Here is a 12,287-nt window from a genome sequence, read left to right as displayed (position 1 = left end):
TTATGCGGTTTTAAAATAATCCCTTATGCCATCACAGATATATTCAAGCTGTTCCTGCGTAAGCTCGGTATGCATTGGTATGGAGAGGACTGAGGAGGCCAGTTCTTCGGAAACGGGGAAATCTCCTTTTTTATATCCGTATGCCGAATAGCCTTTTTGCAGATGCATGGGTACAGGGTAATAAACCATTGTCGGAATGCCTCGTTCCCTGAGGAACAGGCGCAGGGAATCCCTGTGCCGGACCGTTGTCTTGAGGGTATAGGCATGGAATATGTGGGAGGACTGTTTTATGCGTTCAGGCAGGATCAACTGATCGATCCCTCCAAGGGCCCGGTCATAATAATCAGCTGCCATGACCCTTGCCTGGTTATAGCGGTCAAGGTACCTTAGCTTCACATCAAGAATGGCTGCCTGGAGGGTATCAAGCCTTGAATTAACACCTATCCTTTCGTGGTAATACTTTATAAGCGAGCCGTGCCGTGAAATGGACTGCATTTTCTCAGCCAGCACGGGGTTGTTGGTCAGCATGGCACCACCGTCGCCGAAGCAACCCAGGTTCTTGGAAGGGAAAAAACTTGTGCACCCTATATGTCCTATGGTGCCTGCCTTTTTTACCAGCCCGTTTGAAAAGCTATATTCACTGCCCAGTGCCTGGGCGGCATCTTCAATGACAAACAGATCATGCCGTGTGGCAATTTCCGTTATACCTTCCATACTGGCACATTGTCCGTACAGATGCACGGGAAGGATAGCTTTGGTTTTTCCTGTTACCTGTTTTTCAATCTCCGCGGTGCTGATATTGAAACAACGCGGGCAGACATCGGCAAACACCGGTTTGAGTCCGAGCAGTGCGATGGCCTCTACCGTGGCGATAAAGGTAAAGGGGGTGGTTATAACCTCGTCTCCCCGTTCCAGTCCGCTTGCCATCAGGGCTATCTGCAATGCATCGGTGCCGTTGCCGCATGTAACGGCATGGTTTACGTCCAGGTAAGCTTCAAGGTTTTTGCTGAATACCCCTACTTCAGGTCCGTTGATAAAGGATGCGGAGCTGATGACATTTTTCATAGCAGAGTCAACCTCATTTCTGATCTTGTTATACTGGCCTGTAAGGTCGACCATTTGAATTTTTTCCATAATCCGGTGCGGATTTTTTTTCAGCAGTCAGCAAAGTTAAAAAAAATTGATGCAGGTTGAGACATATCACCGAATAATTCTTTACTTTTGTTCTGAGTGAATACCGGATGTTTTTGTTTTACTGTAATATTTAAAAGCATTTGTTTTGGAACTAGTAAATCATATCAGAGATCTTCTATATCACCATGATTGTGTTGTTGTACCCGGCTTCGGCGGTTTTGTGACCAATGAGCGTTCGGCCCGTATTGACAGGTCTGCCGGCAGTTTCTTTCCTCCTGCCAGGGAGGTTGGTTTCAATGCCAGGCTGGATCACAATGACGGACTGCTGATCAGTTACCTTTCAGCCAGGCTTTCGGTAAATTATGTTGATGCCAGGAAGCTTGTTGAAGATTTTGCCGGTGAGGTGAACCGCAAGCTTGATGAAGGCAGGGTGGTACATTTTGAAGGGATAGGCCAGTTTTTACCGGCCAGGGACGGGAAGCCGGAGTTTGACCCCGATCCGTCAGCCAATTTTCTTACCGATTCTTACGGGCTTTCATTTTTTCGTTATCCTGCCCTTGATACCGTTCAGAAGGCAGGTAAAAAGAAGAGGATGCCGTCTGATAAAGAGGCAACGGGGTTCCGGCGCAGGGCAAAAAAGATGCTGCGTTATGCCGCTATAGGTATACCCCTTGTTGCAGCGATTACGTGGGGAGCAATGAATAGTGATCTTATCAGGGAATTCAGTTTTGATCTCTCCTCGCTGAATCCTTTTGCCGCTGTCGTAGATTCGGGAGTAAGGATTTCACCGGTTGCCGGTGATGATGTTGTCATGCCGGATTCCCCTGATTCAGCAACCCCCGGGGAAATGAGCAGTCAGCGCCGGGCGCTGATGTATGAGGAGGTATCCGGGCCGGGGCTCCATGATGCGGCACCGGCAGATGCAGTAACCGGGCCTGCGGACGAACCCGGTGCACTGCTGCCCGGTGATGTATCCGTTCTTTCTGATAAACAGGAGGTGATGGAGACAGTGGCTGCGAAACCGGCCGCTGTAAGAAGGCACTACCTGGTGGCAGGCAGCTTCAGGAGCGGGCATAATGCCCGTATATTAAGGGAGAGGCTGGAGGAAGAGGGTTACAGGAGTGAGATTATTGAATCTGACAGGGGAATGTTCCGGGTATCTCTTTACTCCACAGAAAATCCCGGTGAGGCTTTGCAGATGCTTCGACAGGTAAGGACAATGCAGGGCAGGACCGACACCTGGATGCTCAGCATATAATTAGTCTGTCCACAATGCCCGTCTTCTGCGTTACGCTCGTCAAAAAAATGCTCATTTACGCATAGTAAACTCCGCTTTTTTTGACTTCGCAAGCCTTGAATACGAACATTGACCTTTGGTCGAACTCACATGCTATGAATCTCTCATTTGTCAAAATTCATCAAATGTGACTTTCTGAATCAGACACTGACTTTATAGACAGACACTAAATTATTTTACAACAGAGCCGTTCGCTATGTTCTCAGTGGGAGAAACAAATACCAGTTTCCCCCCGGGATCTTCTGCCATAAGGATCATGCCCCTTGACTCGATGCCTCTTATTTTTTTTGCTTCCAGGTTTACAAGCACAGAAATCTGCTTGCCGGTAAGTGAGGCCGGATCAAAATATTCTGCTATGCCGGAGACCACTGTACGGGTGTCTATTCCGGTATCAATTGTAAGTTTCAGCAGCTTTTTGGTCTTTGCAACCTTTTCGGCTTCAATAATGGTACCGGTTCGTATATCCATCAATGAGAACTCGTCGTAATTAATGCTGTCTTTCGCCTGCATCATGGGGGAGAGGGTTTTATTTTCATTCTGTTCTCTGGTGGCCAGCAACTTGTTTACCTGCCTCCCGGTCTCTTCATCTGAAATTTTCTCAAACAACAGTCCCCCGCTCCCTATCATATGACCCTCTGCAACAATATCCTTGTCAGTTGCATGGTCCCATAATATATTGCTGATATTCAGGAATTTTTTCAGCCGGGCTGCCGCAAAAGGCAGGAAAGGCTCTGTCAGTAGGCTCAGTGAGGCAGAGATCTGAAGGGCGATGTTCATGATCGTTTTAACCCTCTCAGGTTCAGATTTAAATATTTTCCATGGTTCTGTATCGGCCAGGTACTTGTTACCCAGACGAGCCATGTTCATTGCCTCTTTAAGTGCTTCCCGGAAACGGAACTGTTCAATGCTCTCTTCCAGTTTTTTCCTGATCTCCGGCATAGCGGCAAGCACCTCCCTGTCAAGGTCTGATAACTCTCCCCGGCCGGGAACCCTGCCCTGAAAATATTTGTGTGTAAGCACGATGGCGCGGTTTATAAAATTGCCATAGATGGCAACAAGCTCGTTGTTGTTGCGGGCCTGAAAATCTTTCCAGGTAAAGTCATTGTCTTTGGTTTCAGGTGCGTTGGCACAGAGTACGTATCTGAGAACATCCTGTTTGCCGGGAAAATCTTCAAGGTATTCATGCAGCCAGACCGCCCAGTTACGTGATGTTGATATCTTGTCATTTTCAAGGTTGAGGAACTCGTTGGCAGGAACATTGTCGGGCAGTATATAACTGCCTTCGGCATTCAGCATGGAGGGGAAGACGATACAGTGAAATACGATGTTGTCTTTGCCGATAAAATGCACCATCCTTGTCTCACCGTCTTTCCAGTATTTCTCCCAGTTTTCTGTCAGTTCCCTTGTTGCCGAAATATACCCGATAGGCGCATCGAACCAAACGTACAGCACCTTGCCTTCGGCATTTTCCAGCGGAACAGGCACCCCCCAGTCGAGATCCCTGCTCACCGCCCTGGGCTGAAGCCCCTGGTCGAGCCATGATTTACACTGGCCGTAAACATTGGGTTTCCAGTGTTTTTTGCCCTCAAGGATCCATTTTTTCAAAAAAGGCTCATACTTATCCAGAGGCAGGAACCAGTGTTTCGTCTCTTTCATCACGGGTTTTGAGCCGCTTATGGTTGAGCGCGGATTGATAAGGTCAGTGGCGTTGAGGGAAGAACCGCACTTCTCACACTGGTCACCGAATGCATTCTCATTATCACAGTGCGGACATGTTCCCTGTATGTACCGGTCTGCCAGAAAAACCCCGGCCTCCTCATCGTAATATTGCGGAGTGGTCTTTTCAATAAATTCTCCCTTGTCATAGAGGGTTCTGAATATTTCCGAAGCTGTTTCGTAGTGTATGGCATTTGAAGTGCGTGAGTAGATATCGAACGAGATGCCGAATTTTTCAAAAGATGATTTGTTCATTTCATGGTAGCGGTCCACTATCTGCCGCGGTGTCACTCCTTCCTGCCTGGCTTTGATTGTTATAGGAACGCCATGTTCGTCGGAGCCGCAGATATGGATAACATCCCTGCCGCGGAGGCGCAGATAGCGGGTGTAGATGTCTGATGGCACATAGACACCGGCCAGGTGTCCGATATGGATGGGCCCGTTGGCGTAAGGCAGGGCGGATGTGATAAGGTGACGCTTGAAGTCCTTCATTATTTATGTTATGATGCTGTTCTGATTAAATTTTGCCGGCGGCACAAAAATAAACTTTTTCGTGATAGGCCGCAAGCAGGCGGCGGATTATTTTAAATGTGGTTACTCGCCCAGGGCAGCGATTTATTTCCGGGAACCGGGACGTGGTTATAAAACGGTACTGTTTGGTTAAAATGGTTATTTGATGTTAACTTTGCTGGTTTAATAATATCCTGATGATATATCCGCCCAAATTTGATGAGAAGACAGGGTTTTCAGGCATACGGAAAATGCTTGCAGAGCTTTGCCTGTGCAGCCTGGGACGGCAGCATGCTGAAAATATCTCTTTTCTTACGCTGTATGATGATATTGAACTGAAGCTGCGGCAGACCGATGAGTTCAGGCGGATCCTTCTTTTTGGTGAAGAGCCTCCCCTCGGGCATATAAGCGATGCAACACCCTGGCTGAAGAAGCTGCATGTTGAAGGCACCTTTATGGAGCTTAACGAGCTTTTTGAGCTCAGACGCTCACTTGACACTGCCAGGGGCATAATGAACTATTTCAAAGGCAGGAATGCGGAAAGCTACCCTGAGCTAACTGCCCTCACAAGCATTGCATCAGTGCCGGCATTTGTACGCGACAGGCTTTCGGCTCTGCTCACCAAAGAGGGCCGTATGAAGGACAATGCCTCTCCCGACTTGCAGTTGCTCAGACGCGAGATCAGTAAGAAACAGGTATCTGTATCCAGGAGGATGCAGTCAATCATGAAGAGTGCACAGGGTGCGGGACTTGCAGATCCCGATGCCGGGGTGGCGATACGTGACGGGCGGCTGGTGATCCCGGTGAATGCATCTATGAAGCGCAAGATAAAAGGTTTTGTTCATGATGAATCGGCCAGCGGCAGGACAGCCTATATCGAGCCTGCCGAGGTTGTAGAGCTGAACAATGAGATAAGGGAGATGGAATATGCCGAAAAGAGGGAAGTTATCAGGATATTGCGGGAATTTGCTGATTTGCTCAGGCCATACCTGGATGAGCTGTTTGAGGTTTTCCGTTTTATGGGGCTGATAGATTTTATAAGGGCAAAGGCGGTATTTGCCGTTAAGGTTGGAGCTGTAATGCCTGTTCTGAGGGATATACCGGTTTTGCAATGGAAAAGGGCCCTTCACCCCCTTCTTTACCTGACCCTGAAGAAGGAGGGACGGGAAACGGTGCCGCTTGACATAGAGCTTAACGATGATAACAGGATACTTGTTATCAGCGGTCCTAATGCAGGCGGAAAGTCTGTTTGCCTTCAGACCGTGGGTCTTTTGCAGTACATGCTGCAGTGCGGCATGCTGGTGCCGATGTCTGAAAATTCGGAAGCCGGTATCTTTGGCGGCATCTTTATTGACATAGGCGATGAGCAGTCTATTGAAAACGACCTGAGTACCTACAGCTCACACCTTGTCAATATGAAATTCTTTCTCCGCAACAGCGGTGAGCACACCCTTATACTTATCGATGAGTTTGGCGCGGGCACAGAGCCGCTGCCGGGAGGTGCCATAGCCGAGGCGATACTCGATCAGCTTAACCGCAGCGGCACCAGGGGAGTTATCACCACCCATTACACTAACCTGAAGCATTTTGCAGCTTCGGCACAGGGTATAATGAACGGAGCCATGTTATTCGATACAGGCAGGATGGAGCCGCTTTTCCGTCTGGAGACAGGCAAGCCCGGCAGTTCCTTTGCCTTCGAGATAGCGCGCAAGACAGGTATACCTGAAGAGATACTGCAGTCCGCTTCCTCCCGGGTCGGCGAAGACCATGTTCATTTTGACAGGCACCTGAAGGATATTATTCGTGACAAGCATTACTGGGACAGGAAAAGGAGGAATATCCGGCAGATGGAAAAAAAGCTTGAACTGGATCTGGAGCGTTACGGATCGCAGCTTGAAACGGCAGATAAGGAGAGGAAGGAGATCATCGCCCGTGCCAGGGAGGAGGCTAAAATGCTGCTTGACAGTGTGAACAAAACAATCGAAAATACCATAAGGGAGATAAAAGAGTCGCAGGCAGAGAAGGAGAGGACAAGAGATGCCAGGGAGAAGCTCGGGGGTATGAAAAGCAGCGTTGAGGAGGGTGCTGAAGCAGGAGCCGGGTCATCTGTTGAGAAGAAAATTGAAAAAATCAAGGCAAAAAAGGAGAGGTTAAAGGAGAAGAAGGAAAGGGAATCAGGGGATGCGCCTGTTTCCGGGGAAGGGAAGCAGGAGGCTGAAAGGCAGGACAGTGTTATAAGAAAGGGCGATCACGTGCGGCTTTTTGGTCGTGACATAGCAGGAGAGGTGCTCGATGTAAACGGGAGAAGCATAATGGTTGCCTTCGGGAATATGATAACCACGGTGCAGGAGAGCAAGCTGGAAAAGATGAGCCGCGGCGAGGTGAAAGAGTTGAGGAAGGTATCAGCCGGCACCGGTGGTAGCACGGCATCGGGTATAAGGGACAAGAAACTCAGTTTCAGGTCAGAGAAGGATGTAAGGGGTATGCGTGCCGATGAAGCCATGGATATTATCAGCCATTTTATAGATGATGCACTTATGGTTGGTGCAGGGAAGGTCAGGATACTGCACGGCAAGGGGAATGGCATTCTGAGGGAGATAATACGCGATTACCTTGCAACGGTACCCCTTGTCAGGTCATACCGTGACGAGAATGTGCAGTTTGGAGGTTCCGGAATCACGGTGGTGGAGCTGGAGACATAGTTCAGTTTTTTGATTTAATATCCTAACCGGCCCAAAATAGTTGCCGGAAAGCCTGATAACAGGAGTATCCTGTTATTGCTTATCAATATACAGAGGTTATGATAAAACTTGCTCTTCTTTCTCCCGTGGCCTGGAGAACCCCGCCACGACATTACGGTCCGTGGGAACAGGTATCTTACAATATTGCTAAGGGTGTGGCAGACCTGGGTGTTGAAGTCACTCTTTTCGCCACCGGTGATTCACAGAGTCCGGGGAAACTCGAATATATCTGTAATAAGGGATATGAGGAGGATAAAGAGGCAGATGCCAAGGTGGACGAATGCATGCATATCTCCTGCCTGATGGAGAGGGCGGAGGAGTATGACCTGATACACAACAATTTTGATTTTCTGCCGGTTACATACTCCAGGTTGATTGATACACCTATGGTGACTACCATACACGGTTTTTCATCGCCGAAAATCATCCCGGTTTACAAAAGATACAATGACAGCGTAAGTTATGTTTCAATAAGCAATTCGGACAGGAGCAGCGAGTTGTCGTATATTGCAACCGTGTATAACGGTCTGGATCCTTCAGAATTCACTTTCAGCAAGGATCCTGAAGAGTACCTGCTTTTTCTCGGCCGCATACATCATGACAAGGGGGCATACGAGGCCGTACAGATTGCCGGAAAGGCGGGGAGGAGGCTTTTGATTGCCGGAATAGTCCAGGATAAGGATTACTTCAGTCAGAAGGTGGAGCCGTATATTGACGGTGAGCAGGTCGTATATCTCGGCAGTGTCGGACCGGAAAAAAGGGATGAGCTGCTTGGAGGAGCTTATGCTTTGCTGCATCCGGTGAACTTTGAGGAACCTTTCGGACTAAGTGTTGCTGAATCGATGTTTTGCGGAACCCCGGTGATAGCATTCAACCGGGGATCAATGCCGGAGCTTATAGTTAACGGTAAGACCGGTTTTCTTGCCGGATCTGTTGATGAAGCTGCTGAGAGTGTAGACCGGGTTGCAGGGCTTGAACGCCGTTATTGCAGGCAGTGGGCGTTGCAAAATTTCAGTATTGAGAAGATGGCGTCCGGCTATCTTGATGTTTATAAAAAAATTCTCGGGATTTAGTGTTGCCGTCAAAGCCTGTTGCAAACCGACCTTCAGGATTTAAGCTCTGCAAGGAGCTCATTCATGCTTACTGATGCGAATCCCGCACCTGTATCGGAAAGCCCGTAGGGAATAACCAGCTCGTTGTTGTGTACCATTGCCCCGCATGAATATACCACGTTGGGGACATATCCTTCCCTTTCCTGGCTGTTGGGCACCAGCAGGGGTTCTTTAAGGTGACCGATCATCTTTGTGGGGTTGTCAAGATCCAGCAGCGTGGCGCTGAGGCAGTACTGGCGAACCGGTCCGACTGCATGGGTTAGCACCAGCCAGCCTTCGGGCGTCTCTATAGGTGAACCGCAGTTGCCTATCTGTATAAATTCCCAGAAATGGTTGGGGGCCTGCAGCATAATGGGCTCATCCCAGAGGTTTATTTTTTCGGAAAATCCTATAAAGGAGTTTATTCCGTCTATTCGTGAAAGCATCACATATTTCCCCTTTACCTTCCGGGGGAACAATGCCAGATTTTTGTTCTGGGCGCCGTTCCCGTGAAGGGGCTTAATGGTGAATTTGCAGAAATCTCTCGTCTGGATAAGCTTGGGAAGGACGGTATTCCCGTCATATGCCGTATAGGTGGCATAGTATTTTGTTTCGCCGTTGTCTTCGGTGAATTTCACGAAACGTGCATCTTCAATACCCTTTCTTTCGGTAAATGAAACGGGGAAAATAACCCTTTCTGATATATCGGTGTCGCGGGAGAACTTCACTTCATAATGCGAGTCCGCCAGCCACACGATCTCTTCTATGGCCTGCTTTTTCTCTGCCGATGTGTTATTTTCCTCAAGGGTCCGGTTAACCGAGGCAAGCAGTTCCCCGTATATGAATTCGTTGCCCAGCCTGTTCATTACATTTTCGATTATTCCTTGTGGCAGGTTCATCTCCTTAAGCTTGCTGGAGAAAGATATTTTTTTGTATTTGTAGCGTTTAACCATCTCCGCTTCTTCAATGTAGCGGCCGGATTTCTCAAATTGCATATGGCCGTTCCTGTCTATCACTCCCGAATGAAAGACAATGGAAGAGATATGCCCTTCACCGGTGGCCCTGAAACTCACTATTATTCTTTTGCTTCCCTTTTCCAGACCTGTCTGGTCGGGAGACTCCACCATTGAAGGGTTAAAGAATGCTGCCGATTCAATTGAATATTCCAGGGAAAAATATGAGCCTATCAGCAGCTTTTTGTCCTCCGAAAGGTTTCCCAGGTCTATTTTTATGGCATGCATCTGTGATTTAACCCTGGTAAAATGATTGTTGAAGACATCAGTGATGTTCCTGTGTCTTTTGGAAAATTCCCTTAATGTGTGCATAAGGGCAAAACCGGCTTCCTCCTCTGACATGGCCAGGACCCTTTCAACCAGGGCAATGGTTCTGTCAATTCCATTATCAAAGTATCTTATTATCACCCTTCGGGGATCGGGCATGAATCTGATATCTTTCCTGGTTACCGGGATTCGCATAGTTGGATTGTTTTGGTGATTCTCAGACAAATATAGAAAAAGGGATTTTCCGTTTCAATGGCCGTCATCACTATTTATGCACAAAATATAAACCGGCAGCGATGTAATGACTTGTTTATACTTTACAATTTGGGCCGGTGACAGGATAAGTGATTGTAAAAAAAGCCGTATTTTAGCACCTTAAAAAGGGGGATAATTATATAATCCCGGCTATTAATTTAATATCTGCTGGTTCATGTGGTATATTGTTTTTTCAATAATATACTGGCTTTTTGTCGGTCTTTCCTGCATAGTAATTTTTGCCGGGGCACTGGTCCTCTGGGTGTTCACCTCCCCTTTTGACAGGAGGCTCTGGCTCCAGCACCGTTATTCATGTTTCTGGGGGTCGCTTTATATCCGGCTCAATCCGTTCTGGCCCCTTCATATTGAGGGTAGGGAGAAGATTGATCATTCCCGTGTTTACGTGGCAGTTTCCAACCACCAGTCGATGCTTGATATCCTGGTCATCCATTCCCTTTTCTTTCATTTTAAATGGGTTTCAAAAAAAGAAAACCTGTACATCCCTTTTGTAGGCTGGAATATGATGCTTAACAGGTATGTGGTGCTGGACCGTGCGAGCCGGAGAAGTTTTATCAGGATGATGCGTGATTGCAAACGCCATATCAGGCAGGGAAGTTCGATAATGATCTTTCCTGAAGGTACGCGCTCTGCAGATGGCAATATGCGTAATTTCAAGGAGGGGGCCTTCAGGCTGGCCCGTCAGGCACAATGTCCGATATTACCCATTGTTCTTGATGGTACCGGTGAGTCCCTGCCTAAAAAGGGATACGTAATAAGGAAAAAAACACCTGTCATTCTGAAGGTTCTGGACCCTGTCATGCCGGAGAAGTTTGAAGATATGGAACCTCATGATATAAGCATAATGGTACGGGAAAAGATGGAGAAAGCTCTGAATGAATTAAGGCATAAGGGTGAAATTGCAGATTGACAATTTAATTTATTACTTTTGCCTGTTGATTTTAAGGTGTATAGAGAATACGGAATATTTATGTCAGACACTGCACTCTCTTATTACAGGAAAAAACATGCGGAATATTCGGATCAGTTAAAGGAGATAAGACAGCGCCTGAGGATATTCGTATTTTTGAGGCTTGCCCTGTTTATTCTGATGGTCTTCATTCCCCTTGCCTTTGTGAGAGAGAACCCCCGGACTGCGGTCCTTGTTTTCATGTTGCTGTTTGCAGCTTTTTTAGCTCTTGTAAAGTACTACAGTGTACTTGAGCGGCGGAGCAGATATGTCTCCTCACTGGTTGATGTCAATCTTGGTGAAATAGAGGCATTCAGGGGCAACCTCAGTTCTTTTGCCGATGGCAGAGGATATGCAGATCCGGATCACCCGTATTCGCTTGATCTTGATCTTTTCGGTTCTGATTCTCTCTTTCAGTATTTGAACAGGACCTGCACCCTTGCGGGCAGGGACTGCCTTGCCGGAATGCTTCTTGAGCCGGCAAGTGAAGCCTCACAAATCAGGCGAAGGCAGAAAGCTTTCACGGAGATGAGCACTAAACCGGACTTCTGTCAGCAATTTATGGCAACGGGCAGGATGCACAAAGAAGGGCAAACGGACAGGTTCCGGCTGCTGAAGTACGTTAATTCGCCTTCACGTTTCACCAGGAATTACACACTGCTGACGGCGGCGAAGCTTTTGCCCGCCCTGACCCTCGGCATTCTGGTTTTTACTGTTGCCGGGATACTGCCTGTTGCAGGTTTCCTTATAATGTTCTTTTTGCAGCTGATTCTGACCGGTGTGTTATTAAAGCACATAAATGAGATGCATGAACTGGTGACCAACAGACTGAACACATTAAGGAAATACGGCGAGCTTCTGCATATAATTCATAATAGCGGCTTTGATGCGCCCCTGCTTAAATCTCTTCAGCGTCACCTGCGAAAGGAGGGGACTCCGCCTTCCGGTCATATCAGGAAACTATCGAAAATTGTTGAGGCGTTTGACAACCGCCTGAATATAATTGCAGCAGTTTTTCTAAACGGATTATTATTGTGGGATATCAACTGTGTACTGATGCTTGAACGCTGGAACCGCAGGCACAGGAAGCATCTTCCCGTATGGCTGGAAAGTATTGCCCGGATGGATGCATATGTCAGCTTTGCAGTTTATTCATTCAATAATCCGGATTTTGTTATTCCCCGGCTGCTTGATGACGGGAAAGTTATTCAGGCAGACCGGCTCGGGCATCCCCTGATTCGGCCGAAGGACAGGGTGTGCAATGATTTTTCTGTTGATGAAAGGGGCCGTTTTATT

General features: G+C 47.7%; 8 protein-coding genes. 5 read left to right on the top strand and 3 right to left on the bottom strand.

What is annotated here, in order from left to right:
* A complete protein-coding gene (locus tag R6U20_RS00965; protein WP_410336000.1) occupies nt 1-1,134 on the bottom strand; it encodes a DegT/DnrJ/EryC1/StrS family aminotransferase in 1,134 nt (377 codons plus the stop codon).
* A 145-nt stretch (nt 1,135-1,279) separates the two neighbouring features.
* Between R6U20_RS00965 and R6U20_RS00960 the strand changes: the two genes are divergently transcribed.
* Nucleotides 1,280-2,392 (top strand): SPOR domain-containing protein, encoded by a 1,113-nt coding sequence (locus R6U20_RS00960; RefSeq protein WP_410335999.1) that lies wholly within the window; start codon nt 1,280-1,282, stop codon nt 2,390-2,392.
* Between the two features lie 210 nt (nt 2,393-2,602).
* On the opposite strand, the gene metG is transcribed toward R6U20_RS00960, so the two are convergent.
* The gene (gene metG / locus R6U20_RS00955) at nt 2,603-4,639 is read right to left on the bottom strand and encodes a methionine--tRNA ligase (RefSeq protein WP_410335998.1); all 2,037 of its coding nucleotides are present in this window, start codon (nt 4,637-4,639) and stop codon (nt 2,603-2,605) included.
* 215 nt (nt 4,640-4,854) lie between these two features.
* Between metG and R6U20_RS00950 the strand changes: the two genes are divergently transcribed.
* Together R6U20_RS00950 and R6U20_RS00945 are read left to right on the top strand one after the other, a co-directional pair.
* Nucleotides 4,855-7,359: an endonuclease MutS2 gene (locus R6U20_RS00950; protein ID WP_410335997.1), complete on the top strand. Its 2,505-nt coding sequence runs from the start codon at nt 4,855-4,857 to the stop codon at nt 7,357-7,359.
* A gap of 101 nt (nt 7,360-7,460) precedes the next feature.
* Entirely contained in the window at nt 7,461-8,471 is a 1,011-nt protein-coding gene (locus R6U20_RS00945) for a glycosyltransferase family 4 protein (protein ID WP_410336021.1), read from the top strand.
* Nucleotides 8,472-8,503: 32 nt separating this feature from the next.
* On the opposite strand, the gene R6U20_RS00940 is transcribed toward R6U20_RS00945, so the two are convergent.
* Entirely contained in the window at nt 8,504-9,928 is a 1,425-nt protein-coding gene (locus tag R6U20_RS00940; protein ID WP_410335996.1) for a glycoside hydrolase family 130 protein, read from the bottom strand.
* A 271-nt stretch (nt 9,929-10,199) separates the two neighbouring features.
* On the opposite strand from R6U20_RS00940, the gene R6U20_RS00935 reads away from it, so the two are divergent.
* Complete coding sequence (locus R6U20_RS00935; protein ID WP_410335995.1) at nt 10,200-10,952, top strand: lysophospholipid acyltransferase family protein; 753 nt, start codon at nt 10,200-10,202, stop codon at nt 10,950-10,952.
* An 18-nt stretch (nt 10,953-10,970) separates the two neighbouring features.
* On the top strand, nt 10,971-12,287 hold a 1,317-nt coding region (locus R6U20_RS00930), incomplete at its 3' end, for a hypothetical protein (RefSeq protein ID WP_410335994.1).

It is taken from the genome of Longimonas sp., assembly GCF_046498435.1.
In the GTDB taxonomy this organism is placed as follows: domain Bacteria; phylum Bacteroidota; class Rhodothermia; order Rhodothermales; family Salinibacteraceae; genus Longimonas.
This window is presented reverse-complemented; position numbering and strand designations above follow the sequence as displayed.

What these genes read in the sequence shown, in the direction of transcription:
- R6U20_RS00950 (WP_410335997.1), top strand. Translation starts at nt 4,855, where the DNA reads ATGATATATCCGCCCAAATTTGATGAGAAGACAGGGTTTTCAGGCATA.
- R6U20_RS00965 (WP_410336000.1), bottom strand. Translation starts at nt 1,134, where the DNA reads ATGGAAAAAATTCAAATGGTCGACCTTACAGGCCAGTATAACAAGATC.
- R6U20_RS00935 (WP_410335995.1), top strand. Translation starts at nt 10,200, where the DNA reads ATGTGGTATATTGTTTTTTCAATAATATACTGGCTTTTTGTCGGTCTT.
- metG (WP_410335998.1), bottom strand. Translation starts at nt 4,639, where the DNA reads ATGAAGGACTTCAAGCGTCACCTTATCACATCCGCCCTGCCTTACGCC.
- R6U20_RS00940 (WP_410335996.1), bottom strand. Translation starts at nt 9,928, where the DNA reads ATGCCCGATCCCCGAAGGGTGATAATAAGATACTTTGATAATGGAATT.